Below are 26,200 nucleotides of genomic sequence, written 5' to 3'. Positions count from 1 at the left end.
AGACCGTCACTCGGTGACCGCGGCGAGCGCGTCCGCGAGGCCGTGGCCGTTGAAGCTGTTGCTGCCGGGCAGACCCGTGCACTTCGCGGCGTAGGTGCCCTCGCCGTCCGGGTCGTAGTCCTCGGGGCAGGGGAGGGTCTCCGCCTGCGCCTTCAGCAGCCAACGCAGCTCCTGCGGGCTGGACTTCGGGTGCTCGCTCTTCAGCAGCGCCATGACGCCGGCGACCTGCGGGCCGGCCATCGAGGTGCCCTGGAGGTACGCGTACTCGCCGTCGGGCATCGTCGAGAGGACGCCGCCGTCCTTCGCGGGGGCTTCGGGCGTCTGGTAGCGGCGGTCGCCGCCGGGGGCGGTGACGTCGATCTCGTCCATGCCGTAGTTGGAGTAGTACGACTTGAGGTTCTCCGCGCCGGACGCGCCCACCGACACCGTGTTGGAGAGCTGCGCGGGCAGGTCCTTGCAGACCGAGGTGTCGACGGTGCGCTCGACCGGCTCCGAGTCGTTGGGACTGGTGTCGTCGGCGAGCTCGGGCGCCGCCAGGTCCAGCGAGGAGTTGCCCGCCGAGGTGACGTGCGCGGTGCCCTTGTTCTCGGCGTAGCGGGTGGCGCGGTTGACCGCGTCGAAGATCGCCTTCTGGTCGTCCTCGTCCTGGCAGGTGAACTGCCACGGGTCGACGTAGTAGCTGTTGTTGGTGACGTCGATGCCGTTGTCGCCGGCGAAGACCATGCCGCAGACGACGGCCTCGGCGTAGAAGAGCGACGAGGTCGGCTCGCTCACCTTGATCGCCGCGACGTCGACGCCCGGCGCGACGCCGGCGACGCCCTGGCCGTTGCGCGCCGCGGCGATGATGCCCGCGACGTGCGTGCCGTGGTAGTCCTCGGCCTTGTCGTAGGGGCGCCATGCGCCCTTGGAGGTGTCGGCCTTGCCGCCGACGCAGTTGGCGGACTGCTTCGCCGCGAAGTTGGGCGCCAGGTCCGGGTGCGTGTCGTCGACGCCGGTGTCGATGACGCCGACGGTGACCTTCTTGCTGCCCTCGCTGATCTTGTTCGCCTCGTCGGCCTTGAGGGCGCGCTTGTCCCACTGGAGCGGTTCGAGCGGCTCCTCGCCCGCGGCCTTCGCCTTGGCGGTGGCGGACGCCTTGGCCTCGTCGACGAACTTCGGCTTGCCGACGTCGGTCGTCCCCGCAGCCTTGAGCGGGGCGGTGCGCGTCGCTCCGGCGGAGTCGACGTCGTCGAGGGCGCGCATCTGCTCGCCGAACTTCGGGTTCTCCGAGTGTGCGACGATCACGCCGATCTTCTGGTACGTCGCGACGACGCTTCCGCCGCCTGCGGCGACCTCCTTCTTGACGCGCTTGACGGTACGCGCGTCCGTACCGGTGTTGACGACGTAGCTCAGCTTCTCGCCGGTCTTGGCGGGTGCGGCGTCCGCCGACCCCTGCGCGCTGGCGGCAGCCGCTCCGGTCAGGCCGAGCGTCGCGGTCAGCGCGAGCCCGAGCGGCATCGCCAGGGCGCGTCTACGTCTGGAAGGTCTGGAATCCACGGGGTCTCCATGTCGTCTGAACTTGTCCACAGACGAGGGAACTTATCGCTGTGAGGTGTGAAACAGCAACGGATAGCGAAGGAAAGATCGAGGTGTGTGTGACGGGGGCGTACCGCAGCGATGTGTCTTCCGCGTATCAACAACAAACCCCTGTTGCCACGCCGGTTGCGGATCTACGATGCGCGTCACCGAGCAGCCGGGCCTCTTCTCAACTGCACTCGAACGAGCCCGAGTTGCCAGAGAGGCGTACCCGTAGTCAGCTTCTTCCCACCTAACGATCCGTCTGGAGTCACTGTGGACACCGCCCCAGAGCAAGGGAGCTCCGGGCCGCCGGAGCGGCCGGGACCGGATTACACGGAAGTGCAGCAGAGCCAGGAGTTCGGCGAACTGCGCCGCACGTACCGCACGTTCGTCTTTCCGCTCACCATCGCTTTCGTCGTCTGGTACGTGCTGTACGTCCTGCTCTCGAACTATGCGGGCGGGTTCATGGGCGTCAAGGTCGTCGGCAACGTCAACGTCGCCTTCATCTTCGGCCTGGCCCAGTTCGTCACCACCTTCCTGATCGCCTGGTGGTACTCGCGCTTCGCGGCGGCGAAGATCGACCCCAAGGGCGAGGCGATCAAGAACCGTCTTGAGTCCGAGCACGGCACACGGGGGGACGCATGAGCGCCACTTACCAACTGGCCACGCCTGCAGTGCAGTTGGCGGCCGCCGAGGGCGCCTCCGAGCACCGGTCGCTGATCATCACACTTTTCTCGGTCTTCGTCGTCATCACCCTGGTGATCACGGTGTGGGCGGGGCGCAGGACCAAGGACGCCACCGACTTCTACGCAGGCGGCCGCCAGTTCAGCGGCTTCCAGAACGGCCTCGCCGTCTCCGGTGACTACATGTCGGCCGCGTCGTTCCTCGGCATTGCGGGCGCCATCGCCCTCTACGGATACGACGGCTTCCTCTACTCCATCGGCTTCCTCGTCGCCTGGCTCGTCGCACTGCTCCTCGTCGCCGAGCCGCTCCGCAACTCCGGGCGCTACACCATGGGCGACGTCCTCGCCTACCGGATGCGGCAGCGCCCGGTGCGCACGGCTGCCGGCATCTCGACGATCATCGTCTCGATCTTCTACCTGCTTGCGCAGATGGTCGGTGCCGGTGCGCTCGTCGCGCTGCTCCTCGGCATCACGGGCGATGCGGGCAAGAACCTGATCGTCGTCCTCGTGGGCGTCGTGATGATCCTCTACGTGACCATCGGCGGCATGAAGGGGACGACCTGGGTCCAGATGATCAAGGCGTGCCTCCTCATCGTCGGCACCCTGATCATCACCGTGCTCGTCCTCCACAAGTACGGCTACAACGTCTCCGAACTCCTCGGCGCGGCGGCGGAGACGAGCGGAAAGGGCGCGTCCTTCCTGGAACCGGGGCTCCAGTACGGCGCCGACGCCACGTCGAAGATCAACTTCCTCTCGCTCGGCATCGCGCTCGTCCTCGGCACCGCGGGGCTGCCGCACATCCTGATCCGCTTCTACACCGTCCCGACCGCCATGGCGGCCCGGAAGTCGGTGCTCTGGGCGATCGGCATCATCGGTGTCTTCTACCTGATGACGATCGCGCTCGGCTTCGGCGCCGCGGCGCTGCTCAGCCCCAAGACGATCACCGACTCCAACGCGGCGGGGAACACGGCGGCGCCACTGCTGGCCCAGGAGATCGGCGGCGGCGCCGACTCGACGGGCGGCGCGATCCTGCTCGCCATGATCTCGGCCGTCGCCTTCGCCACGATCCTCGCGGTGGTCGCGGGGCTCACCCTCGCCTCGTCCTCGTCGTTCGCGCACGACCTGTACGCCAACGTCATCCGCAAGGGCAAGGCGTCGGAGAAGGAGGAGGTGAAGGCGGCCCGGATCTCCGCGGTGCTCATCGGCGGCGTCGCGATCGCGCTCGGCATCTTCGCGGGCAACCTCAACGTCGCGGGACTCGTGGCCCTGGCGTTCGCCGTCGCCGCCTCGGCGAACCTGCCGACGATCCTCTACAGCCTCTTCTGGAAGCGGTTCACCACCAGAGGCGCCCTGTGGTCGATCTACGCGGGGCTCATCAGCTCCGTCGGGCTGGTCCTCTTCTCGCCCGTCGTCTCGGGCGCGGAGAGCTCGATGTTCCCCGGCGTCGACTTCTCCTGGTTCCCGCTGGAGAACCCCGGCCTGATCTCCATCCCGGTCGGCTTCCTCGCCGGCTTCCTCGGCGCCCTCTGGTCGAAGGACGAGGCGGCGCAGGGTGAGAAGTACGCCGAGTTGGAGGTGCGTTCCATGACCGGTACCGGCGCCCACTGAGCCCGCGAACCGCACCGGCCGGCGGCCCCGACTCGGGGGCGCCGGCCGCGTGTTGGCGGTCGTGCCGCCCGTCTCCCCGCAGGTCGCGGGTGTCCGGGAGGAGTGCGGGCGTATCGTCTGTCAGTGTCGTCACGTAATGTTCCAGGCAGTGCACCACACCCGTGGGAGGGGCTGCCTGCATGTTGCTCGACACATACGGACGCAAGGCCACCGATCTGCGCGTCTCGCTCACCGACCGCTGCAACCTGCGTTGCACCTACTGCATGCCCGAAGAGGGGTTGCAGTGGTTGGAGAAGCCCTCCCTGCTCAGCGACGACGAGATCGTGCGGCTCGTGCACATCGCCGTCACTCGCCTGGGCGTCGAGGAGGTCCGATTCACCGGCGGTGAGCCGTTGCTGCGCCGGGGGCTCGTCGAAATCGTCGGTCGCTGCGCCGAGTTGGAGCCGCGGCCGAAGCTCTCGCTGACCAGCAACGGCATCGGCCTGGAGCGCACGGCGCAGGCCCTGGCCGCCGCCGGCCTCGACCGCATCAACATCTCCCTCGACACCCTCGACCCCGAGGTCTTCCACCGCCTCACCCGCCGCAAGCGTCACGCCGACGTCCTCGCCGGCCTCCGCGCGGCGAAGGAGGCAGGACTGGAACCGGTGAAGGTCAACACCGTCCTCATGCCCGGCCTCAATGAGAACGAGGCCCCGGAACTGCTCGCCTGGGCCGTCGAGCACGGGTACGAGCTCCGCTTCATCGAGCAGATGCCGCTCGACGCCCAGCACGGCTGGCAACGCGAGGGGATGATCACCGCGGGTGACATCCTCGCCTCCCTGCGCTCCCGCTTCCGCCTGGAGCCCGAACCCGACGAGGCCCGCGGCTCCGCACCGGCCGAGCGCTGGATCGTCGACGGCGGCCCCGAGCGCGTGGGCGTGATCGCCTCCGTCACCCGCCCCTTCTGCCGCGCCTGCGACCGCACCAGGCTCACGGCCGACGGTCAGGTGCGTACCTGCCTCTTCGCGACCGAGGAGTCCGACCTGCGCGGAGCCCTCCGCGAGGGCGCCTCGGACGAACACGTCGCGGAGCTGTGGCGAAAGGCGATGTGGGGGAAGAAAGCCGGCGCCGGGATCGACGACCCGTCCTTCGTCCAGCCGCAGCGCCCGATGTCGGCGATCGGGGGGTGAGCCGGGGTGGGCGCCTCAGTCGGTGCCCGGTTCGTGCCATTCCGCCAGGAGGACGACGTCCTTGAGGAACCCGCGAGCGCCGAGGAACTTGGCGAGGTACTCACGGTGCTCCTCGCAGGCGAGCCACGTCTTGCGGCGCTCCGGCGTGTGCAGCTTCGGGTTGTTCCAGGCGAGCACCCAGACGGCAGCGGCACGGCAGCCCTTGGCGGAGCAGACGGGGGATTCGGGGCCTTCGGCAGAGGAGGGAAACACACTTCCATCATCCCCGCGCCGGTGCGTCCACCCGAACCGGGGTGGAGACAAACGACGCCGGGCAGCCACGGGGGGAGCCGCCCGGCGTCGGTCAGTCGCTCCGACGGGGGATGCGGAGCGCTCCTGAAGTATGGCATGACGGACCCTGTGCGGTGCACCGAACTGCATGATTGATCTGAGCTTTTCCTGAGCTTGCGCGGAAGAGCCAGGTCAACGCTGGCTGTCCGCGGGCCCGTTGGTGCCCTGCGTGCTCTCCGGACGGGTCTGGGACGGCGGCAGCTCGGTGCGGTAGGGCGTCGGCACGATCGAGGACGGCAGCGAGGGGGCGTTCTCCCGCCCGGCGTTGGCGACGACCACAGCCACGTACGGCAGCAGCATGCCCAGGACCAACGTGGCGACGGCGAGCGGCCTTTCGACGTTCCAGAGCACGATGGTGAGGACCACGGCAAGGGTGCGGGCGAGCATGGAGATGACGTAGCGGCGCTGTCTGCCCCGCACGTCCTCGTCAAGTCCCTTGCGGGCACCCGTGATCCGGAAGACCTCCGCGCTCCGCTGCTTGGGCATCGCGCTCCTCACCTGCTCACTGTGGTTCCGCTCCGGCCGCCCCGAGCGACCGGTCCGTTCTCACGGTACGCCGCCCGAGGCAACCGGCACATACAGGGGCAGGCACCGGCAGGCAAAGTCGCCTTGGGGGCTACGCCCCGGCGACGACGGCGAGCTTCCGCCCCGCCTTGAGGTAGACGGCCGCACCGTCCTCGGACACCTGCTCGCGGACGACCTCGCCGAGCGGACGCAGCGCATCCGTCTCGCTGAGCACCACGGTGCGCTGCTCTCCCTCCGGCGGCTCGACGACGAGCCGCAGGCCGTTCTGCTTCGCGAGGCGCCGGGCACCCGAGGCGCTCGGCGTGAACTCCAGCACCTTGGTGAGGACCGAGGCGATCCCGTCCCCGCCGTGCTCGGCGAGCTCGACGCTCGGCAGCGAGCCGACGTCGGAGAACGACTTGCGCGAGAACTGCGCGGCGAACTGCTCGCGCGCCGCCATCGCCTCGCGTACCCCGTACAGAGCGGTGACGACTTCGCCCGCCACGATCCGCTTGAGGTCCATCGGGTGCACCGAACGCTCCGCGACGCGCGCCTCGACCGCCGCGATCTCGGCGTCCGTCCACTCCGTCCAGGCGCGGAGGTACGGCACCATCAGCCGGTCCGGGATCGACATGATCTTGCCGAAGACGTCCTGCGGCGTGGACCGGAGACCGACGTAGTTCCCCTTGGACTTCGACATCTTGGCGCCGGAGCCGTCCGTGCCCTCGACGAGCGGCAGCGTCGCGACGAGCTGCGGCTGCTGCCCGTACGCCTCCATGACGCGGCGGCCCATCTGGAGGTTGAGCAACTGGTCGACGCCGCCGAGCTCCACGTCGTCACCGAGCTCGGCCGAGTCGAGCGACTGGGCGACCGGGTAGAGGAGTTCGGACATGGTGAGCCCCGAGCCGTCGGCGAGCCGGCTGCGGAAGTCCTCGCGCTGGAGCAGCGACGAGGCGGGGATCTGGGAGAGCAGACTGAGGAGCTGGCCGAAGGTGAAGCCGCCGAGCCACTCGCTGTTGTGGCGGAAGTCGACCTTCTCGAAGTCGAAGAACGGCTTCACCTGGTCCTGGTAGCCGGCGAGGTTGCGTGCGATGTCCTCGTCGGTGAGCGGCGGACGCTCGGCCGTGCGCCCCGAGGGGTCGCCGATCTTCGCCGTGAAGTCGCCGATGATCAGGGTGACGTCGTGGCCCATGCGCTGGAAGCGGCTGAGCACGATCAGCGGGACCGCGTGGCCGAGGTGGACGTCGGCCGCCGTCGGGTCGATGCCCAGCTTGACGTGGAGGCCGCGGCCCTCGGCCCTGCGCTTCTCGATCCGCTCGGCGAGCTGCTCCTCCGACGGGAGCAGGTCGACGGTGCGCGAGCCGACCAGCGCCGCCTGCTCCTGCGGCGAGAGGTCCCCGAGGTCCAGATACCGCCGAGACCCGGTCTCCTCCAGCAGCCGCTCGATGGTCTCCTCTGCGGAGAGGTCCTGTGCCAGCAGTTCACTGGCGCGCTGTACGGAGTCGCCGAGGCGTGTCACGTCACTGTCCTGTGTATCGGTACCGATGGGTCGGGGAGAGTCTATGTGCGGCGGCCGTCGGCCACGTCACGCGGCCGACCGCTCTCCGCGGAGGATTCTCGCCGCTGTGCGCCTTTCCGGCCAGCCGGTTTCGCCGGTGCACGACAGGCGCGCCTGCCACCCGGACCACGACAACTGCCGCCACCTGCCGTCCTTGTGACCGCTTCCGCGACGTGCGACGGGCGCCGTCGGCCTCGTCCGACGACTGTAGGGATTCGACAGCAGGAGGCGGAGCCTGCTGTCACCGGCCGCTTCCGTCGCCGCTTCCGACGACCGATAGGTTTCCCCTGGGCGTAGTCGCGGTGCTCCCACATGCACCGCTCACCCGCGCCGCCGGCGCACGCCCCGCGCAAGGGGCCGCACGGCGACCGCGCCAAGTCAGCCCATGACGACAGGGCGTTGAGGCCGGACCGGGGCCGCCTGCCCCTCGGCCCCTCGCAGAAGACTCGCAGAAAGGGTGGTCTTCCTTGAGCCGCTCAGTACTGGTCACCGGAGGCAACCGCGGGATCGGCCTCGCCATCACGCGCGCCTTCGCGCAGGCGGGCAGGGGCAGCGAGGGCGAGGCGGACAGGGTCGCCTTCACCTACCGCTCGGGCGAGCCCCCGGCCGAGCTGCTGGAGTTGGGGTGCACCCCCGTCAAGTGCGACATCACCGACGCCGAGCAGGTCGACCGGGCGTTCAAGGAGGTCGAGGAGGCCCAGGGCCCGGTCGAGGTGCTCGTCGCCAACGCCGGTGTCAACCGCGACCAGTTGCTGCTGCGGATGTCCGAGGAGGACTTCGCCTCGGTCGTCGACACCAACCTCACCGGCACCTACCGCGTCGTCAAGCGCGCCTCCCGCGGCATGCTCCGCGCCCGCAAGGGCCGCATCGTGCTGATCTCCTCGGTGGTCGGTCTGCTGGGCTCGGCGGGCCAGGCCAACTACGCGGCCTCCAAGGCGGGGCTCGTGGGCTTCGCCCGCTCCCTTTCGCGTGAACTGGGTTCGAGGAACATCACCTGCAACGTCGTCGCGCCCGGCTTCGTCGACACCGACATGACCCAGGCGCTCTCCGAGGAGCAGCGCGAGGACATCGTCAAGCAGGTGCCGATGGGGCGTTACGCGCAACCGGAGGAGGTCGCCTCCTCCGTGCGCTTCATGGCTTCCGACGAAGCCGCGTACATCACCGGAGCCGTCATTCCCGTCGACGGCGGATTGGGCATGGGTCACTGAAGAAATGAGCGGAATCCTCGCTGGCAAGCGCATCCTCGTCACGGGTGTGATCACGGACGGCTCGATCGCCTTCCACGCCGCCAAGGTGGCGCAGGAGGAGGGCGCCGAGGTCGTCCTCACCGGCTTCGGCCGCCTTTCCCTGGTGCAGCGGATCGCCAAGCGGCTGCCGAAGGAGGCGCCGGTGATCGAGCTCGACGTGACCGACCAGGAGCACCTCGACACCCTCGCCGACCGGGTCCGCGAGCACGTCGACGGGCTCGACGGCGTCGTGCACTCCGTCGCGTTCGGCCCGGAGGGCGCCTTCGACTTCCTCAACGCGACGTGGGAGGACGTCAGCACCGCGGTGGAGGTCTCGGCGTTCTCGCTGAAGTCGCTGACGACGGCTGCGCTGCCGCTTATGCCGCAGGGCGGCTCGGTCGTCGGCCTCACGTTCGACGCGCAGACCGCGTGGCCGAAGTACGACTGGATGGGCGTCGCCAAGGCCGCCCTGGAGTCGACGAGCCGCTATCTCGCGCGCGACCTCGGTGAGCAGAACGTGCGCTGCAACCTGGTCTCGGCCGGACCGATCAAGTCGATGGCCGCGAAGTCGATCCCGGGCTTCGAGGAGCTCGCCGACGTGTGGAACCACCGCGCCCCGATCGGCTGGGACCTCACCGACCCGGAGCCCGCAGGACGCGGTGTCGTCGCGCTGCTCTCCGACTTCTTCCCCCGGACGACGGGCGAGATCGTCCACGTCGACGGCGGCGTGCACATGATGGGCGCCTGACCTGCCGCGAGCGCCGTCCGCCTCCCGCAAGGGGCGGGCGGCGCTCGCCCCCGCTCAGCCGCTGCTCAACTCCCGCTCCGCCGGCCGCCACTCCGCCGTGTGCGAGGCCGCCTCGCGGGCGGCGGCCTCCGCGTCGCCCGCGCGCACCGCGGCGACGAGTCTGGCGTGGTCCATGTGCGCCTCGGGACGCAGCTCCTCGCCGACGTCGTGCCGCAGGTAGGCGCGCATCACGTCGCCGAGGTCCGCGTAGACCGCGGTGAGCACTTCGTTGTGGGAGGCCGAGACGACGCCGAGGTGCAGCCCCGCGTCCGCCTCGACGAACCGCTCGACGTTCCCCGAGTCCCACGCCGCCTCGCGCCGTGCGAGGAGCGCTTCGAGCTGGTGCAGGTCCCGCTCGGTGCGCCGTTCGGCGGCGAGCCTCGCGCCCGTGGTCTCCAGCGCCGAGCGCATCTCCGCGATGTGGCCCGGGTCGGCTTCCGTGAACCTGCGGTGCATCACCCCTGCGAGCTCGCTGGTGGCGACGACGTACGTCCCCGAGCCCTGCCGGATGTCGAGCAGGCCGTTGTGCGCCAGCGCGCGCACCGCCTCACGCACGGTGTTCCGGGCGACGCCGAGCTCCGCGACGAGCTCCGGTTCGGTCGGGATGCGCGAGCCGACCGGCCACTCACCCGAACTGATCTGCTGCCGCAGGGTGTTGATGACCTGGTCGGCGAGGGCTGAGCGGTGCGGTGACGGCAGTGGCATGGGGTCTCCGGGTCTTCGCGTGGCTGGGGCGGCGGTCCTGCTGTTCCGTCGGGGCGGGGCGGCGCCGGCGCCCTCGCGGGAAGGGTACGTAGCAGCGGCGGCGCCCCGCCGCGCTGCCTGCGCCCTCCGCTCGTACCCGGCGTCTCCGCTGTGCGGAGCCAGCTTGCCCCGGATTCATCCCATGATTCTATGATGGCCGTATGCCCACCGCAGACGACGAGACGCCGACCCGGCTCCGCACGACGCCCACCGACGAGCCCACCAGCCCCGCGACGGCCGCCGTACCCCCGAGCGAGACCGCCGGGAGAACGCCGAAACCCGCACGGGCGCGCAGAGTCCGCACGCTCGTCGTCGTCGGCATGGTCGTCGCCGCGCTCAACCTGCGCCCCGCCATCTCCGGACTCGGTCCGCTGCTCGAAGAGGTACGCCTCGGGCTCGGGATGAACACCACCGTGGCCGGGCTCGTCACCTCGCTGCCGCCCGCCTGCTTCGCCGCCTTCGGCGGGCTCGCGCCGCGTCTCGCGAGGCGCTGGGGGCCGGCTTCCGTCCTCGTGCTCGGCATGGCGTCGGTCCTCCTCGGGCTGCTGCTGCGCGCCGTCGCGCCCGACACCGTGAGCTTCCTCGCCGCGAGCGTCCTCGCTCTCGTCGGCATCGCGGTGAGCAACGTGCTCATGCCGGTGGTCGTCAAGCACTGGTTCCCCGACAAGGTCGGCTCCATGACGGGGCTGTACTCGATGGCGCTCGCCGTCGGCACCTCCGGCTCGGCGGCGGTCGCCGTGCCCATGACCGAGGCGCTCGGCGGCAGTTGGCGCCTCGGCATCGGCGCCTGGGCGGTGCTCGGGGTGGTAGGCGTCGCCGTGTGGGGAGCGATCAGGATCACTTCCGGCTCGGGCCGCGAGTCGCCGGCGGACGAGCGTCCGGGCGCCGAGCCGGAGGCGCGGGTGCGGGTCGTGCGCTCGCCGACCGCGTGGGCGCTCGCCCTCTTCTTCGGCCTCCAGGCGTCGGCCGCCTACATCACGATGGGGTGGATGGCGCAGATCTACCGCGACTCCGGCGTCTCGGCGCCGACGGCCGGCCTCCTCGTCGCGGTGACGATGGGCATGGGTGTCCCGCTCGCCTTCGTCCTGCCGAGGGCGGCCGCCCGGATGCGCCACCAGGGGCCGCTCGTCCTGCTGTTGGGGGTGTGCGGGCTCGCCGGGTACGCCGGGCTGTACTTCGCGCCGGTCGGCGGAGCATGGCTGTGGGCCGTGGTGCTCGGTGTCTCCAACTGCGCCTTCCCGCTCGCCCTCACGATGATCGGGATGCGCGCCCGCTCGCACGCGGGCGTCGTCCGCCTCTCGGCCTTCGCACAGAGCACCGGCTACCTCCTCTCCATCCCTGGCCCGCTCCTCGTCGGTGCCCTCAACGGCGCCACCGGCGGCTGGGGCATCCCGCTGATCGTGATGGCCGCGCTCCTCGTCGCGCAGATGGCGACAGGAGTGCTCGCGGGCCGCAACCGCGTGATCGAGGACGGGAGATGACACCGGGTGCAGGAGGGCGCGGCCGGTGCGCGCCTCCCGCGCCCCGGGTGCGAGACTGCCCGCATGCCAGTCCTCGAACCGAACCCGAAGAACGGCCAGCGGAAGTTCCTCCAGATCCTCGGCGCGATGCTGCTGCTGACGGTCGTGATCGCGGTCGTCGCGAGCGTCGTCTCGCCGTGAGCACGGGCGGTGGGGTTTTCCCCACCGCCCCCTAGGGGGTCCGGCTCAGGGGGAACTGGGTGGGTCACCGGATGGGGCGCCGCTCCACGAGTCCGTAGCGTCGTGGAGCGTGGGCGGACCGTCCGTCCAGGCACCGAAGACCCGGAGGCGAGCCCCATGCCGGCCACCGCGCAGACCGCCGCGACCGACGGCGACCCGGCCCCTGCGCCACGGCAGCGCCGGCTCCCCTGGTGGGCCCTGACGCTGCCCGCCGCCGCCTTCGCGCTGCTGACGCTGCTCGTCGGCTCGGGGGAGGCCCGCGCCGCCGAGTCCGCCCCCGCCGGCTCCCTGGTCGCGCAAGTGCTCGCGAGGGTCTACGAGGTGCTCCTGTAGCTCCCGCGGTCGCACGCCCTAGCGGGAAGGGTGCCCAACACCCCGCGCCGCAGCGGCCGTTTCGTGCGAAGCTGGGAGACATGAGCGTCGACGTGTCCCGCAGTATTGTCCTCTTCAGGCACGCCAAGGCGGACTGGCCCGAGGTCCCCGACCACGAGCGCCCCCTCGCGGAGCGGGGCCGCAGGGAGGCGCCCGAGACGGGCGAGTGGCTCGCCGAGCACGGCCCGCTCCCGGAGCTGACCCTCTGCTCCACCGCCACCCGCGCCCGTGAGACCTGGAAGCTCGCCGTCCACCAGTTCCCGCGCCGACCCCGCACCGTCTACGAGGAGCGGCTCTACGAGGCGCCGCCGGGCCAGATCATCGAGGTGCTCAACGAGGCCCCTGAAGACATGGAGAACGTCCTCGTCGTGGGCCACAACCCGGGCATGCAATCGGTGGCGGGGCTGCTCGCGGGGAGCGCCGACCAGGAGGCGCGCGCCCGGCTGGAGCGCGGCTTCCCCACCTCCGCGGTCGCGGTGCTGCGGTTCACCGGTTCCTGGAAGTCGCTGGAGGCGGGGTCGGCCGAGCTCACCGATTTCTGGTCGCCGCAGGAGTAGCGCCGCGCCTCAGTGCGGTGCACCGGCGACGGCGCCGCCCGCGCGCTCGTCCTCCTGGCCCTCGGTGCCGAGGCGGAGCCGCTCCTCCGCGGCGAGCGTGCCGGCGTCCTCTCCGTCCGCGGCCTCGACCTCCTCGCGCGTGATTCCGAGCAGGTAGAGCACGGTGTCGAGGAAGGGCACGTTGACGGAGGTGTCGACGGCCTCGCGCACGACGGGCTTCGCGTTGAACGCGACGCCGAGGCCCGCCGTGTTGAGCATGTCGAGGTCGTTGGCGCCGTCGCCGATCGCCACCGTCTGCGCGAGGGGGAGGCCCGCCTCGGCCGCGAACCTGCGCAGCAGCCGCGCTTTGCCCGCACGGTCCACGATGCCGCCCGTGAGGCGGCCCGTGAGCTTTCCGTCGGCGATCTCCAGCGTGTTGGCGGCGGCGAAGTCGAGCCCGAGCTCCTCCTGGAGCGGTTCTGTGACCTGCGTGAACCCGCCGGAGACGACGCCGACCTGGTAGCCGAGGCGCTTCAGGGTGCGGATCAGCGTCCGTGCGCCGGGCGTCAGGCGGACGTCCCTGCGCACCTTCTCCACCACCGAGGCGTCGAGTCCGGCGAGCAGCTCGACGCGGGCGCGGAGCGACTGCGCGAAGTCGAGCTCCCCCCGCATCGCCCGCGCGGTGACCTCGGCGACCTCGTCGGCGCAGTCGGCGTAGGCGGCGAAGAGTTCGATCACCTCGTCCTGGATGAGGGTGGAGTCGACGTCCATGACGACGAGTTGCCGCGCCCGGCGGCGCAGCCCCGAGGACATCACGGCGACGTCGACACCGCGGCGCACGCCCTCCAGCGCCAGCGCGGTACGCAGCGAGCCGGTTTCCGCGCCCGAGATGTCGAACTCCACGGCGAGGACGGGGTACTTGGCGAGGCGGAAGATGCGGTCGATGTTCCCGCCCGTGGAGGTGATGCTCGCCGTTATGGCGGCCGTGGACTCCGCCGTGAGGGGGTGGCCGAGGACGGTGACGTGCGAACGCCCGGTCCCCCGGGGCTTGTTGTCGCCGGTGCCGGAGATGATCTCCGCTTCCAGCTTCATCGACTCCGCCCAGCCGTGGACGGTCGCCCGCACTTCGCCCTCGGTGGCGATCGCCGGGCTCGGGGAGGTCACCAGCGCGTTGAGAGTGATGCGACCGCGGGTGACGAGTTGCTCGATGTCCACGACCTCGACCGCGTAGGCAGCGAGGGTGTCGAAGAGTCCGGCCGTGATGCCGGGCCTGTCCTTGCCGAAGATCTTGATGAGGAGGGTCGGCGTATCGGCGTACGAGGGCGGGGTGTCCAGCGACATGGTCATGGTCTTCTCACAGTATCCGCTGTGCAGCCTGTGGCTGGTGTGGGGGCGCTCACTCTCGTCGTGCACGCCCTCGTGCAGGTCGGGACGCATCCCCGCGTCACGAGTGCCCCCACCGCGAGCCGGTTAACTGTCCGGGTCGACGGGGCCCACGGCTCCGTCGCGGTGGGTCCTGAATGCGGTGCACAGAGTATCCGCACCCGCAGCGAACGCACCCCGTCAGGGCGCGACGGTTGCAGCGGGTGTCCGCGATCTCCGATCCGACGCGGTCCGTACGCATTTCCCTGTCCCGGTCTCGTCACGTCCTCCGGCCCGACTTTCTGCCGGGCACCGCTCCCTGGAATAGTTCCCCACGATGTTCACCATCCCTAGACTCCCTCTCTCAAGCGGGGGGTACCTCGGGGGACAACTTTGTGGGGCATGGAGTGCCGGAACTCGTATTGGAATTGAACGGACAGACCTGGACGCTCGATCCGTCCAGGGCATATTCCCTGGGGCGCGATCCCCAGGGCGACGTGGTCATAGAGGACGCCAGGGTCTCCTGGCGGCACGCCACCGTCCGCTGGGGCGGGCGTAGTTGGGTCATCGAGGACCACGGCAGCACCAACGGCACGTACGCGCAGGGGCAGCGCATCCAGCAGCTTGAGCTCGCCCCCGGGACGAGCGTGAACCTGGGCAACGCCGCCGACGGCCCGCGGCTCACCCTCTCGGGCGCCGCAGCGGCGCAGTCCGGCGGGTACGCGGCGCAGGCCGGCGCCCCGGGCGCGCAGCAGCAGGTCCAGCCGCTGCCGGAGGCGTACCCCCAGCAGGCGCCGTACCCGCAGCAGGGCTTCGGGCAGCCCGCCGCCCCCGTGCACGCGCAGCAGCCGGGCCAGCCGCACTTCGCTGAGCAGCAGTGGAGCCAACACCCCCCGCAGCAGCCGCAGATGGCGCAGCAGGTGCCCTCCCCGAGGCAGGAGCCGGCGACGGGCGGGGGAGACCGCAGCCCGACCAGTTTCCACCAGCTCTCGCTCGGGCGCGTGATGCGCATCGGCCGGTCGCTGGAGAACGAGCTCGTCGTCTCGGACCTCCAAGTCTCCCGGCACCACGCGGAGTTCAGGGCGACCCCCGACGGCCGCTTCGAGATCCACGACCTGGGCAGCCACAACGGCACCTACGTGAACGGCCAGTTGCTGCCGAAGGCCGGCTCGGTCGTCATCACCCCGCAGGACACGGTCGGCGTCGGCCACTCCACCTTCCGGCTCGTCGGCGACCGCCTGGAGGAGTTCGTCGACACCGGCGAGGTCTCCTTCTCCGCGCGCCACCTGACCGTCAAGGTCGACAGCGGGAAGGTGATCCTCGACAACGTCACCTTCGGGGTCCCGGAGAAGTCGCTGATCGGCGTGATCGGCCCGTCCGGCTCCGGCAAGTCGACGCTGCTGCGCGCGCTCACCGGCTACCGCCCGGCCGACGAGGGCGAGGTCCTCTACGACAACCGGAACCTCTACGAGCACTTCGCCGAACTCCGGCAGCGCATCGGCCTGGTGCCGCAGGACGACATCCTCCACAAGGAGCTGAAGGTCCGCACGGCGCTGCGGTACGCGGCCAAGCTCCGCTTCCCCGGCGACGTCGCCGACGCGGAGCGGAACGCGCGCGTCGAGGAGGTCCTCGCCGAACTCAAGCTCGACATCCACGCCGACAAGCGGATCACCTCGCTCTCCGGCGGCCAGCGCAAGCGCGTCTCCGTCGCCCTCGAACTGCTGACGAAGCCCTCGCTGATCTTCCTCGACGAGCCCACCTCGGGGCTCGACCCCGGCATGGACCGCGACGTGATGCAGCTCCTGCGCGGCCTCGCCGACGACGGCCGCACCGTCCTGGTCGTCACGCACTCCGTCGCCGAACTCGGCCTGTGCGACAAGCTGCTGGTGATGGCCCCCGGCGGCGGCGTCGCGTACTTCGGCCCGCCGGAGGAGGCGCTCAACTTCTTCGGCTACGGCAGTTGGGCCGACGTCTTCTCGGCCTTCGAGAACTACCGCGACCACGACTGGATGGGCCGCTGGCAGGGCTCGCAGCACTACCAGATGTACGCCGCCGAGCTCGACGCCTCGATGGCCCCGGGGGCGGGGAACGCACCCGAGATCTCGGCCAAGCAGCACAAGCCGCAGAGCTGGCTGTCCCAGCTCTGGACGCTGATGCGGCGGTACGCGTCCGTCATCGCCTCCGACCGCGGCTTCCTCGCGCTGATGGTCATCCTTCCCGCGGTGATCGGCGGGGTGTCGAGGGTGATCCCGGCGACCTACGGGCTCTCCGCGCCGGAGAGGGGCTTCAACGGGCCGGCCGGCACGATCCTGCTCATCCTCGTCGTCGGCATGGTCTTCACCGGCTCCGCCAACTCCGTACGCGAGTTGATCAAGGAGCGCGTCATCTACGAGCGGGAACGGGCGACCGGCCTCTCGCGCTCGGCCTACCTGATGTCCAAGATCATCGTCCTCGGCGTGATCACCGCCTTCCAGGCAGTGATCATCTCGGGGATCGCCTTCCCCGCGCGCAAACTCCCCGACGAGGGCGTCCTCATGCCGCCCGCGCTCGAACTCTGCGTCGGTCTCACCGCGTTGGGCCTCACCGCGCTCACCCTCGGGCTCGTCATCTCGTCGCTGGTGAAGACGTCGGAGAAGACGATGCCGCTGCTGGTGATGGTCGCCATCGTGCAGGTCGTCTTCACGGGCGTGCTCTTCCAGGTCTACGGCTCGCTCGGCGTCGAGCAGCTCGCCTGGCTCATGCCCTCGCGCTGGGGCGTCGCCGTGACGGGCTCGACGATCGACCTCTCGCACCTCATGGTCCCGTGGGACCGCAACAACCCCGATGACCTCGACCCGCTCTGGGAGCACTCGGTGGGCATCTGGGCCCTGGACCTCGGCGTCCTGCTGCTCATCGGCGTCGCCTGCGCCTTCCTCGTCCTGCGCCTGCTCCGCAGGCACGAGCCGGAGGTCATGCGGAAGTGACCGCGCGCGCATGAGCGGGAGGCGGCGTCCGCGGACGCCGCCTCCCGTGTGTCGGGGCACCCTGCGACCGCGGACCTAGGACCGGCGTCCCGACCGCGGGCACTCCAGGCCGATCCCGCTCGCGCGCCTGTCCGAGTAGCGTGCAGACATGATCCCTCGGACCGGGCTCTCGGCCGTCAGCGCGGCGCTCCTCGCCATGAACCGGCAGCTCGAGGTGCGCGACGTGCTGCAGACCATCGTCGCCTCGGCACGCGAGCTCCTCGGCGCCAGGTACGCGGCGCTCGGTGTCCCCGACGACCACGGCGGCTTCGCGCAGTTCGTCGTCGCAGGCGTCAGCGAGGAGCAGTGGCGCGCGATCGGGCCGCTCCCGCGCCAGCACGGGGTCCTCGCCGCGATGCTCAAGGAGGCGACACCGCAGCGCCTCGCCGACGTCCGCGAGGACCCCCGCTTCGGCGGCTGGCCCGGAGCCCACCCCGAGCTCTCCGACTTCCTCGGCATGCCGATCGCCGACGACGAGCAGGTCCTCGGCGCCCTCTTCCTCGCCAACAAGGAGTGCCCGCCCGACGCTCCGGACGCCGCCGACGAGGGCAAGCGCTGCCGCTTCACCCAGGAGGACGAGGAGCTCCTCGCGCTCCTCGCCCAGCACGCGGCGATCGCGCTCACCAACGCACGGCTCTACGAACGCAGCCGCGAGCTCACCCTCACCTCCGAACGCGCCCGCATCGCCACCGAACTCCACGACGCCGTGGCGCAGAAGCTTTTCTCGCTCCGGCTCACGGCACAGGCGGCGGCCGCGCTCGTCGACCGCGACCCCGCCCGTGCCAAGGAGGAGCTCCAGGAGGTGGCGGCGCTCTCCGCGCAGGCCGCCGACGAACTCCGCGACGTCGTCACCGAACTGCGCCCGGCCGCCCTGGACGAGGACGGACTCGTCGCCACCCTCCGCACCCAGGCCCAGGTCCTGGACCGCGCGCACACCGCCTCCGTCACCTTCTCGTCGCACGGCGTGCGCGCGCTCCCCGCAGCGCAGGAGGAAGCGCTCCTGCGGGTCGCTCAGGAAGCGATGCACAATGCACTGCGCCACGCGGACGCCACCGAGGTCGGCGTCGCGCTGCTCCGCAGCGACCCGGGCGCCGTGCTCACCGTCCGTGACGACGGCCGCGGCTTCGACCCCGCAGATGTGCACGGCGCCGGCCGCCACCTCGGCCTCGTCTCCATGCGCGACCGGGCGCACGGGGTGGGCGGCCGGCTCGAAGTCCGCTCGGAGCCCGGCCGGGGCACCGTCATCGAAATGGAGGTACCAGGTGGCTGAGGTGATCCGCGTGCTCCTCGTCGACGACCACCAGGTCGTGCGCCGGGGCTTGCGCACATTCCTGGAGGTCCAGGACGACATCGAGGTCGTCGGCGAGGCCGCAGACGGCGAGGAGGGGCTCGCGCGTACCGAGGAGCTCCGGCCGGACGTGGTGCTCATGGACGTGAAGATGCCCGGCACCGACGGCGTCGAGGCGCTCCGCGGGCTCCGTGCGTCGGGCAACCCTGCGCGCGTGCTCGTGGTGACGAGCTTCACCGAACAGCGCACGGTGGTCCCCGCCCTGCGCGCCGGAGCCGCCGGCTACGTCTACAAGGACGTCGACCCCGAGGCGCTCGCCGGCGCGATCCGCTCCGTCCATGCGGGCCACGTGCTCCTCCAGCCGGAGGTGGCCGGCGCCCTGCTGCACGAAGAGGACGCGGACCAACCCGCCGGGCGTGCACCGACGTTGACCGAGCGCGAGGACCAGGTCCTCGAACTCATCGCCGACGGCCGCTCCAACCGCGAGATCGCGAAGGCGCTGGTGCTCTCGGAGAAGACCGTCAAGACGCACGTCTCCAACATCCTCATGAAGCTCGACCTCGCCGACCGCACCCAGGCGGCGCTCTGGGCGGTGCGGCACGGCATCGGGGGATGAACGCACGGCACAGGACGGGAGTTGACGACGGCCGCCCCGGCGCGCGACCGCGCGCGGGGAGCGCCCGTCTCCGCGCGCCCGCCCTCACCGGGCCGCATGCCCGTTCGTTGACGTCCGTCAGTGACGCCTGCGCTCCCGCTCCTCCGCGTAGGAGTTGTACGCCGCCACCTGCGCCCGCCGAGCCGTGCGCTCCACCGGCCTGAGCGCCTCGGCGCGTGCCGCGATCTGCGCCGCGCTGACGGCACCGCCGTGCTCCCGCCCGTCGCCGCCCTCCGTGGAGGCGATCGAGACCAGCGCCCGGACGCGCTGGGCGAGCTCCAACACACGTACGGCGCGGGCCGGATACCCCGGGGCCAGCAGCCGCCTGCCCGCCTCCGCCCGCGCGCGGTACGCCTCCAGCGCCGCGTCGGCGATCGGTCCCGAGCCGGCGACGTCGAGCCGCGTCAGCACCTCCGTCGTCTCCCGCATCGCGTCCGCCAGTTCACGCTCCGCCTCGCCGAGCGAGGGGACGTCCGCAGGCGGCGCCTCGCGCACCGGCATGCACCGCCAGACGACGTCGACGTGCCGGTCCGCACGCCCCACCGCGCCACCGGGACCCGACTCCGTCACCTCGGGCACCAAGCCCAACTGCGCGCCCTCTACCACGACGCCCTCGCCGGCGGCGAGCGCAGCCGCGTTGAACTCCGGCGGCCCGCTCAACCCCAGCGGATGTCCGGGAGCCGGCAGCGCCAGCCGCAGACCCACGGCTCCCAGCGCCCGCAGCCTCCCGAGCGCGAGCGTCAGGCCGACCCCTTCGCCGTCGGCACCGGGCACCCCGAGAGCGCGGTGCCTGTCGTCCTCGCCGACGATCTCCTCGGCAGCCTCGTCCGGGGAGACAAGACCGGCGAAGAGCGCATTTCCCCAAGCGGTGAGGCGCCCTGAGCGCGCTTCGATGAGCATGGGACCAGCCTAGGGAACTGCCCGGCGGGCGGGTGGCGTAGGTTTTCCCATGGGGAATGTGCCTGCGGGCACAGCACATGCAGGTACGCGGAGACGAGGAGACAACGCGCTCATGAGCGAAGTACTGGAGCTGGTGGACGTATCCGTGGTCCGCGAGGGCCGAGCTCTGGTGGACGAGGTCTCCTGGTCGGTCAAGGAGGGCGAACGCTGGGTGATCCTCGGCCCGAACGGCGCCGGCAAGACCACCCTGCTCAACCTGGCCTCCACCTACCTCTACCCGACCTCGGGCAGCGTCTCGATCCTCGGCGAGGAGCTCGGCGGCGTCGGCGTCGACGTCTTCGACCTGCGCCCGCGCATCGGCATTGCGGGCGTCGCCATGGCCGACAAGCTTCCCCGCCAACAGACCGTGCTGGAGACCGTCCTCACCGCCGCTTACGGTATGACGGCGCACTGGCAGGAGAGCTACGAGCGCGTCGACGAGGACCGGGCGCGCGCCTTCCTCGACGTCCTCGGCATGAGCGAGTATCTCGACCGCCGGTTCAGCACCCTCTCCGAGGGCGAGCGCAAGCGCACCCTCATTGCCCGCGCGATGATGACCGACCCCGAACTCCTGCTCCTCGACGAGCCGGCGGCCGGGCTCGATCTCGGCGGCCGCGAGGACCTCGTACGCCGCCTCGGGCGCCTCGCACGCGATCCGCTGGCGCCGTCGATGATGATGGTGACGCACCACGTCGAGGAGATCCCTCCGGGCTTCACGCACGTCCTGATGGTGCGGCAGGGCAAGTTGCTCGCCGCCGGGCCGCTGGAGACGGAGCTGACGTCGAAGAACCTCTCCAAGTGCTTCGGGCTGCCGCTCGTCGTCGAGCAGCACGGCGATCGCTGGTCGGCGCAGGGGCTGCCGCTGACCTGAACACCCGCCTACCATGGGCGGTGTGGACGTATGGGTCTGGTGGCTCGTGGCCGCCGCAGCGCTCGGTATCCCGTTGGTACTCACGGCGATGCCCGAGTTCGGCATGCTCGCTGTCGGCGCGGTCGCCGCGGCCGGGACCGCCGGGCTGGGCTGGGGGTATGTCGCCCAGGTCGTCGTCTTCGCCGTCGTCTCCAGCGCGCTGATCCTCGTCGTGCGCCCCGTCGCGCGCCGAATGCGCGCCGGGCGGCCGGAGTTGAGCAGCGGTGTGGACGCGCTCAAGGGCCGCCAGGCGGTGGTGCTGGAGCGGGTCGACGGCCAGGGCGGGCGGATCAAGCTCGCCGGCGAGGTCTGGTCGGCGCGCTCACTCGACACCGAGAGCGCCTACGAGCCCGGTCGTCAGGTGGACGTCGTCGAGATCGACGGCGCCACGGCGGTCGTGATGTGATGTCAGAGCACACAGCGTAAGCACGTACGTCACACAATACGCAGGGGGCAGGCGATGGACGCCATCATCATTGTCCTGATCATCCTGGTGGTGCTGGTCTTCATCGCACTCATCAAGACGATCCAGGTCATCCCGCAGGCGAGCGCCGCCATCGTGGAGCGCTTCGGCCGGTACACCCGCACGCTCAACGCCGGCCTCAACATCGTGGTGCCGTTCATCGACACCGTGCGCAACCGCGTCGACCTCCGCGAACAGGTCGTCCCCTTCCCCCCGCAGCCGGTGATCACCCAGGACAACCTGGTCGTCAACATCGACACGGTCATCTACTACCAGGTGACGGACGCGCGTGCCGCGACGTACGAGGTCGCCAGCTACATCCAGGCGATCGAGCAGCTCACCGTCACCACCCTGCGGAACATCATCGGCGGCATGGACCTGGAGCGCACCCTCACTTCCCGCGAGGAGATCAACGCGGCCCTGCGCGGCGTCCTCGACGAGGCGACGGGCAAGTGGGGAATCCGCGTCAACCGCGTCGAGTTGAAGGCGATCGAACCGCCGACGTCCATCCAGGACTCCATGGAGAAGCAGATGCGCGCCGACCGGGACAAGCGCGCCGCGATCCTCCAGGCGGAGGGCGTCCGGCAGTCGCAGATCCTGGAGGCCGAGGGCGAGAAGCAGTCCTCCATCCTGCGGGCCGAAGGTGAGGCCCGTTCCGCCGCGTTGAAGGCGGAAGGCGAGGCGCAGGCGATCCGCACCGTCTTCGAGTCGATCCACGCGGGCGACCCGGACCAGAAGCTCCTCTCCTACCAGTACCTCCAGATGCTCCCGAAGATCGCCGAAGGCGACGCCAACAAGCTCTGGATCGTGCCCAGCGAGATCGGCGACGCGCTCAAGGGGCTCGGCGGCGCGCTCGACAACTTCCGCCCGGGCGGCGGCGGCAACGGCGGCGGCGCCTCGATGACGAAGGCGCCCGTGGAGCAGCCCCGCGTCGACTGATCCGGAAGCGCCCGCCTCCTCGGGCCAGGCACATTCCGAGGAGGCGCGGCGACCGGCCCACCGCCCCGCTAGGCAGCCGCCGGCGCCGTCGTCTCAAGGCTCCGCACCAGCACATCCCCCGGCGACGGCGCAAAGGGCGCAGAAAGCAGCACGAGACCGGCCTGCGCGGGCGTGCGGTCCGCCTTCCTCCGGTTGCAGCCGCCGCACGCGGCAACGGTGTTGAGCCATGAGTCGGTGCCGCCCCTGGACCTCGGCACGACATGGTCCACCGTCCCCGCCCGCCGCCCGCAGTACGCGCACCTGTACCGGTCCCGCAGCAGCACACCCCGACGCGACCAGGGCGCCCGCGCCCGGAACGGCACCCTGACGTACCGCGTCAACCGGATCACCTCGGGCGCCGGCATTTCCAACTCGGCGGCCCTGCACCGCAGCGAGGGATGCGCCCGCTCGACGACGGCCTTCCCGCGGAGCACCAGCACCACCGCGCGGTGCACAGGCACGGCCGACAACGGCTCGAAGCTCGCGTTCAGGATCAGTGTCCGACGCATCCCCGCCACCTCCCAGGCCCCACCCGCACCGCGCGCGGGTGGCTCCACTGTGCAGCCGAGAGATACCCCGTACAACGCAATTTCCCCCGCCGCAAGGGAAGTTGCGACGGGGGAGTGGGGCGGGCCCGCGGTTAGCCCTCGAGCTCGAACTCACCGATCAGTTGGGCCCTGCCGATCGTCTTGAACCGCAGGTTGAACCCGACGAAGGCCGGGGTGGCGTCCCCGTCCGGCCCCAGCTTTTCGCTGTCAACGGCGTAGACCGTGAAGACATAACGGTGCGGTCCGTCCCCGGGCGGGGGAGCGGCTCCGACGAACTCCCGGTCACCGAAGTCGTTGCGGACGTGGACCGCGCCCTCGGGCAGCCCCGCCATTCCTCCGGTGCCTGCGCCGGCCGGGAGTTCGGTGACGGAGGCCGGGATGTCGAAGACCGACCAGTGCCAGAATCCGCTGCCCGTCGGCGCATCCGGGTCGAAGCAGGTCACGGCGAAGCTCTTCGTGCCGGCGGGGAACCCGGACCAGCTGAGCTGCGGCGAGGTGTTGCCCTCGCCGTAGACCTGTCCGGAACCCAACCGGCCGCCGTCCACCAGGTCGTCGCTGACCACCCGGAACCCGGGCACCGGAGGGTGGAACTCGTGCGGAAGCGGACGCCGTTGCTTGTCGGTCACGTCGGACCCTCCTCGTCGTGCGAATCGCTGCAACGGCCAGCCTAACCAGCCAGGAGCCGCGGCTTTGTCACCATGGCAGCGCGGAGCAGAGACCTCCTCCACCCCTTGCCGCCACCAGATCCGCAAAGCGATGGTGTGACATGACCAGCTCAGTCGACCTGCCCGACCTTCCGTACCAGGACCTCCCCGGCGTCTTCGACGGAACGGTCCCCGCCGGCGTCTACCGGTGCCCCGGCGTCGGTCCCGACGCCCTGATGCATGCCGAGGCGGCCGGCTGGATCGGCGCCGTCGCGGACCTCACAGGCGTCACCGACAAGGCGGGCTTCATGGAGGCGTTCGCCGTCGGCCTCGAACTCCCCGGCTACTTCGGCCGCAACTGGGACGCCCTCTCGGACTGCCTCACGGACCTCTCGTGGTGGGGCGAGACCGAGGGCTACCTCCTCCTCACCGCCGGCTGGGCAGGTTTCGAGCAGGCAGCCCCGGCCGAGGCGGACTCCGCAGCCGGCGTCCTCTCCGCCGCCGCCGGCTACTGGGCGGTCCGCGAAACCCCGCTCACCGTGCTCCTCGGCTAGCCCGCGCTCACAGCCAGTTCCGTCGGCCGCTCACCTCGGAGATCCAGCGATTGAGGTAGCCGGCCCAGTCCGTCGACGCGAAGTTCGCGAGACCGACCCGGAACGCGTGGTACGAGTCGCTGCCCTCACTGAAGAGCCCGGGCTTCTTGTCCATCTCCAGCACGACGTCCATCTCCCGGTCGTCGGCGACGAACGTCACCTCCACCTCGCGCAGCCCGCGGTACTGGGGTGGCGCATGGAACTCGACCTCCTGGTAGAAGGGCAACCGCTGCCGCGTGTTCCGGACGACGCCCTGCTCCAGGTCGGCCGACTTGAACCGGAACCCCAACCCAAGAAAGGCGTCGAGGAGCGCCTGCTGCGCCGGGAGCGGATGGACGTGGACGGGGTCGAGGTCACCGGAGTCGACGGCTTTGGCGAGGGCGAGCTCCGTCGTCACCCCGATCTCCATGCCGGGCAGGCGGTGCCCCGTGAGGACCGTCAACGGCGTCTCCCAGGGCACCTCCAGCGCGAACGGCACCGTGTGCACCGCCCCTTCGCTCAGCCGCAACTCACCCCCGATCCGCTGACGGGCGAACTCGATGTCCTTCTTGACCTCCCCGTCGTCCCTCTCGACCTCGACCCGCGCAAGGAACCCCACCGAGAGGCTCTGCACCGTCTGCTCGACGGCGCCACCGGCGATCCGCACCTCCCCGTGCACCACACCACCGGGCACGACGTTCGGTTCGTGCAGCACCGTGTCGACAGAAGCCCCACCGACCCCCACGCTCGCGAACAGCTTCTTCCACACCATCTCCGGGTCCTCCCACTCGGCCTCCCCCTGCCCCGTGGCACCGCGCGGAGGGAGAGGCATCTCCCCCGCGGCACCCGCCGTCCACCTCACATCCGCGACCCCGGCGGCACCCCCGGCCGCTCGGTTACGCTCGGACGGCATGATCGCTGGTCGAGACCGTATGCCACCCGGCAACGCCAGTCATGCCCCGCTACCGCGCTCCTTCTTCGACCGCCAGGTCCTGGAGGTGGCCCCGGAGCTGCTCGGATGCACACTGGTACGCACCACCCCCGAGGGCCCGATGGCGCTCCGCATCACCGAGGTCGAGGCGTACGCGGGTGAAGCAGACCCCGGTTCGCACGCGTACCGAGGGCGCACCCAACGCAACGCGTCCATGTTCGGTCCGCCGGGCCACGCGTACGTGTACTTCATCTACGGGATGTGGTTCAGCCTCAACCTCGTCTGCGGTCCCGAGAACCATGCGAGCGGAGTCCTCCTCCGCGGAGGCGAGCTCCTCACCGGCCACGACCAGGCGCGTGCCCGCCGCCCCAAGGCGAAGCGCGACACCGAACTCGCCAAGGGCCCGGCCCGCCTCGCGACTTCGCTCGACATCGACCGCACGCTCAACGGAACGGATGTCTGCGGCCCGGACACCACCGCCCCCCTCCGCATCCTCACGGGCGACCTGCCCCAGGGGAACGCCATACGCAACGGCCCACGCACCGGCGTCGGCGGCGAGGGCGCCCACCACCCGTGGCGCTTCTGGATCGACGGCGATCCCACGGTGAGCCCGTACCGCCCCCACCAACCGAGGCGACGTACCCCCTCGGGTTGACGCAACCCAGCAGACGCCCTAACGTTGACCGGGTCGCTTGAAGCGGGGTGACTCAGAGCGCGGTCCCGTACCGCCCATCGAGTTCCCGCAAGCGGCCAACCACTACTGCGAAGATCCCGAATCCGGGACTGCTTTCGTTTGCCCGAAAGCACCGGAAGGGCCCGATTAGGAGCCCGAAGGGAAATCGGTTAATGTGGTGGACACCGAGAGGGAAGCGCCCGGAGGGCCCTGGGAGGGGTTCGATGGAAGCGTTCGTTCTTTGAGAACTCAACAGCGTGCCATTTAGTCAACGCCAAGTTTGTTGATGCCCGTACCTGGCCTGTTTTTTGGTTGGGTGGGTTTCTTTGATTTTTTTCGGCAAGGATTGTGCATGCCCGCGTGTGTGTGGGTGTGTGGTCTTTGTGGATGTGGAATGCATTCATGGAGAGTTTGATCCTGGCTCAGGACGAACGCTGGCGGCGTGCTTAACACATGCAAGT

27 protein-coding genes and 1 rRNA gene are annotated in these 26,200 nt (G+C 70.5%); 18 read left to right on the top strand and 10 right to left on the bottom strand.

Annotated features, from left to right (window positions below):
- Positions 1-6 precede the first annotated feature (6 nt).
- Complete coding sequence (locus F603_RS0108180) at positions 7-1,497, bottom strand: S8 family peptidase (RefSeq protein ID WP_019545524.1); 1,491 nt, start codon at positions 1,495-1,497, stop codon at positions 7-9.
- Positions 1,498-1,830: 333 nt separating this feature from the next.
- Between F603_RS0108180 and F603_RS0108175 the strand changes: the two genes are divergently transcribed.
- The 3 genes from F603_RS0108175 (at position 1,831) to moaA (ending at position 5,017) form a co-directional block, all read left to right on the top strand.
- Positions 1,831-2,202, top strand: a complete 372-nt coding sequence (locus tag F603_RS0108175; RefSeq protein ID WP_169379059.1) for a DUF485 domain-containing protein — start codon at positions 1,831-1,833, stop codon at positions 2,200-2,202.
- Positions 2,199-3,848: a solute symporter family protein gene (locus F603_RS0108170; protein ID WP_026328239.1), complete on the top strand. Its 1,650-nt coding sequence runs from the start codon at positions 2,199-2,201 to the stop codon at positions 3,846-3,848. Before F603_RS0108175 ends, F603_RS0108170 begins: the two co-directional genes overlap by 4 nt.
- 179 nt (positions 3,849-4,027) lie before the next feature.
- Complete coding sequence (gene moaA / locus F603_RS0108165; RefSeq protein WP_019545521.1) at positions 4,028-5,017, top strand: GTP 3',8-cyclase MoaA; 990 nt, start codon at positions 4,028-4,030, stop codon at positions 5,015-5,017.
- A gap of 15 nt (positions 5,018-5,032) precedes the next feature.
- On the opposite strand, the gene F603_RS0108160 is transcribed toward moaA, so the two are convergent.
- From F603_RS0108160 to tyrS, 3 genes are all read right to left on the bottom strand, one after another.
- On the bottom strand, positions 5,033-5,269 hold the full coding sequence (locus tag F603_RS0108160; protein ID WP_019545520.1) for a hypothetical protein: 237 nt from the start codon (positions 5,267-5,269) through the stop codon (positions 5,033-5,035).
- Positions 5,270-5,479: 210 nt separating this feature from the next.
- On the bottom strand, positions 5,480-5,833 hold the full coding sequence (locus F603_RS0108155; protein ID WP_019545519.1) for a DUF3099 domain-containing protein: 354 nt from the start codon (positions 5,831-5,833) through the stop codon (positions 5,480-5,482).
- Between the two features lie 130 nt (positions 5,834-5,963).
- Positions 5,964-7,370, bottom strand: a complete 1,407-nt coding sequence (tyrS, locus tag F603_RS0108150) for a tyrosine--tRNA ligase (RefSeq protein ID WP_019545518.1) — start codon at positions 7,368-7,370, stop codon at positions 5,964-5,966.
- A 506-nt stretch (positions 7,371-7,876) separates the two neighbouring features.
- On the opposite strand from tyrS, the gene fabG reads away from it, so the two are divergent.
- Positions 7,877-8,617: a 3-oxoacyl-[acyl-carrier-protein] reductase gene (fabG, locus tag F603_RS0108145; RefSeq protein ID WP_019545517.1), complete on the top strand. Its 741-nt coding sequence runs from the start codon at positions 7,877-7,879 to the stop codon at positions 8,615-8,617.
- A 4-nt stretch (positions 8,618-8,621) separates the two neighbouring features.
- Positions 8,622-9,383, top strand: coding sequence for an enoyl-ACP reductase FabI (gene fabI, locus F603_RS0108140; RefSeq protein ID WP_019545516.1), 762 nt, complete (start codon positions 8,622-8,624; stop codon positions 9,381-9,383).
- Between the two features lie 54 nt (positions 9,384-9,437).
- On the opposite strand, the gene F603_RS31840 is transcribed toward fabI, so the two are convergent.
- Positions 9,438-10,127: a FadR/GntR family transcriptional regulator gene (locus tag F603_RS31840; RefSeq protein ID WP_019545515.1), complete on the bottom strand. Its 690-nt coding sequence runs from the start codon at positions 10,125-10,127 to the stop codon at positions 9,438-9,440.
- A gap of 200 nt (positions 10,128-10,327) precedes the next feature.
- On the opposite strand from F603_RS31840, the gene F603_RS0108130 reads away from it, so the two are divergent.
- From F603_RS0108130 to F603_RS0108115, 4 genes are all read left to right on the top strand, one after another.
- Complete coding sequence (locus F603_RS0108130; RefSeq protein WP_019545514.1) at positions 10,328-11,647, top strand: CynX/NimT family MFS transporter; 1,320 nt, start codon at positions 10,328-10,330, stop codon at positions 11,645-11,647.
- Between the two features lie 63 nt (positions 11,648-11,710).
- Positions 11,711-11,827 (top strand): SGM_5486 family transporter-associated protein, encoded by a 117-nt coding sequence (locus tag F603_RS36215; protein WP_281168873.1) that lies wholly within the window; start codon positions 11,711-11,713, stop codon positions 11,825-11,827.
- A 156-nt stretch (positions 11,828-11,983) separates the two neighbouring features.
- Complete coding sequence (locus tag F603_RS0108120) at positions 11,984-12,199, top strand: hypothetical protein (RefSeq protein WP_019545512.1); 216 nt, start codon at positions 11,984-11,986, stop codon at positions 12,197-12,199.
- Between the two features lie 80 nt (positions 12,200-12,279).
- Positions 12,280-12,795: a SixA phosphatase family protein gene (locus F603_RS0108115; protein ID WP_019545511.1), complete on the top strand. Its 516-nt coding sequence runs from the start codon at positions 12,280-12,282 to the stop codon at positions 12,793-12,795.
- Positions 12,796-12,804: 9 nt separating this feature from the next.
- On the opposite strand, the gene serB is transcribed toward F603_RS0108115, so the two are convergent.
- A complete protein-coding gene (gene serB, locus F603_RS0108110; RefSeq protein WP_245600748.1) occupies positions 12,805-14,115 on the bottom strand; it encodes a phosphoserine phosphatase SerB in 1,311 nt (436 codons plus the stop codon).
- 428 nt (positions 14,116-14,543) lie between these two features.
- Between serB and F603_RS0108105 the strand changes: the two genes are divergently transcribed.
- The 3 genes from F603_RS0108105 to F603_RS0108095 all read left to right on the top strand — a co-directional run bounded on the left by F603_RS0108105 (position 14,544) and on the right by F603_RS0108095 (position 19,042).
- Positions 14,544-17,099 (top strand): FHA domain-containing protein, encoded by a 2,556-nt coding sequence (locus F603_RS0108105; RefSeq protein WP_026328238.1) that lies wholly within the window; start codon positions 14,544-14,546, stop codon positions 17,097-17,099.
- 148 nt (positions 17,100-17,247) lie between these two features.
- The gene (locus tag F603_RS0108100) at positions 17,248-18,408 is read left to right on the top strand and encodes a GAF domain-containing sensor histidine kinase (protein WP_019545508.1); all 1,161 of its coding nucleotides are present in this window, start codon (positions 17,248-17,250) and stop codon (positions 18,406-18,408) included.
- Positions 18,401-19,042 carry a response regulator gene (locus F603_RS0108095; RefSeq protein ID WP_019545507.1) on the top strand — a complete coding sequence of 214 codons (642 nt, stop codon included), beginning with the start codon at positions 18,401-18,403 and terminating at the stop codon, positions 19,040-19,042. Before F603_RS0108100 ends, F603_RS0108095 begins: the two co-directional genes overlap by 8 nt.
- Before the next feature lie 117 nt (positions 19,043-19,159).
- On the opposite strand, the gene F603_RS0108090 is transcribed toward F603_RS0108095, so the two are convergent.
- On the bottom strand, positions 19,160-19,981 hold the full coding sequence (locus tag F603_RS0108090) for a hypothetical protein (protein ID WP_019545506.1): 822 nt from the start codon (positions 19,979-19,981) through the stop codon (positions 19,160-19,162).
- A 112-nt stretch (positions 19,982-20,093) separates the two neighbouring features.
- Between F603_RS0108090 and F603_RS0108085 the strand changes: the two genes are divergently transcribed.
- Genes F603_RS0108085 through F603_RS0108075 form a run of 3 tightly spaced genes read left to right on the top strand, consistent with a single transcriptional unit; the run spans position 20,094 to position 22,332 of the window.
- On the top strand, positions 20,094-20,891 hold the full coding sequence (locus tag F603_RS0108085) for an ABC transporter ATP-binding protein (RefSeq protein WP_019545505.1): 798 nt from the start codon (positions 20,094-20,096) through the stop codon (positions 20,889-20,891).
- A gap of 13 nt (positions 20,892-20,904) precedes the next feature.
- A complete protein-coding gene (locus tag F603_RS0108080) occupies positions 20,905-21,336 on the top strand; it encodes an NfeD family protein (protein WP_019545504.1) in 432 nt (143 codons plus the stop codon).
- A gap of 54 nt (positions 21,337-21,390) precedes the next feature.
- Complete coding sequence (locus F603_RS0108075; RefSeq protein ID WP_019545503.1) at positions 21,391-22,332, top strand: SPFH domain-containing protein; 942 nt, start codon at positions 21,391-21,393, stop codon at positions 22,330-22,332.
- A 68-nt stretch (positions 22,333-22,400) separates the two neighbouring features.
- Here the strand turns inward: F603_RS0108075 and F603_RS0108070 are convergent, their stop codons facing one another.
- A complete protein-coding gene (locus F603_RS0108070) occupies positions 22,401-22,880 on the bottom strand; it encodes an HNH endonuclease (RefSeq protein ID WP_019545502.1) in 480 nt (159 codons plus the stop codon).
- A gap of 131 nt (positions 22,881-23,011) precedes the next feature.
- The gene (locus F603_RS0108065; protein ID WP_019545501.1) at positions 23,012-23,545 is read right to left on the bottom strand and encodes a YbhB/YbcL family Raf kinase inhibitor-like protein; all 534 of its coding nucleotides are present in this window, start codon (positions 23,543-23,545) and stop codon (positions 23,012-23,014) included.
- Between the two features lie 140 nt (positions 23,546-23,685).
- Here F603_RS0108065 and F603_RS0108060 point away from each other — a divergent pair, with 140 nt between their 5' ends.
- Positions 23,686-24,117 carry a barstar family protein gene (locus F603_RS0108060; protein ID WP_019545500.1) on the top strand — a complete coding sequence of 144 codons (432 nt, stop codon included), beginning with the start codon at positions 23,686-23,688 and terminating at the stop codon, positions 24,115-24,117.
- A 7-nt stretch (positions 24,118-24,124) separates the two neighbouring features.
- Here the strand turns inward: F603_RS0108060 and F603_RS0108055 are convergent, their stop codons facing one another.
- Positions 24,125-24,907 carry a sporulation protein gene (locus F603_RS0108055; RefSeq protein ID WP_026328237.1) on the bottom strand — a complete coding sequence of 261 codons (783 nt, stop codon included), beginning with the start codon at positions 24,905-24,907 and terminating at the stop codon, positions 24,125-24,127.
- 139 nt (positions 24,908-25,046) lie between these two features.
- Between F603_RS0108055 and F603_RS0108050 the strand changes: the two genes are divergently transcribed.
- Both F603_RS0108050 and F603_RS0108045 read left to right on the top strand, forming a co-directional pair.
- A complete protein-coding gene (locus F603_RS0108050) occupies positions 25,047-25,721 on the top strand; it encodes a DNA-3-methyladenine glycosylase (protein WP_211231051.1) in 675 nt (224 codons plus the stop codon).
- Positions 25,722-26,138: 417 nt separating this feature from the next.
- Positions 26,139-26,200, top strand: a 16S ribosomal RNA gene (locus F603_RS0108045); the annotation flags it as partial.

The sequence above is a fragment of the Streptomyces sulphureus DSM 40104 genome, from assembly GCF_000381025.1.
GTDB classification, from domain to species: domain Bacteria; phylum Actinomycetota; class Actinomycetes; order Streptomycetales; family Streptomycetaceae; genus Streptomyces; species Streptomyces sulphureus.
The sequence above is the reverse complement of the archived record's forward strand: the minus strand, read 5'-3'. Positions and strand labels throughout refer to the sequence as shown.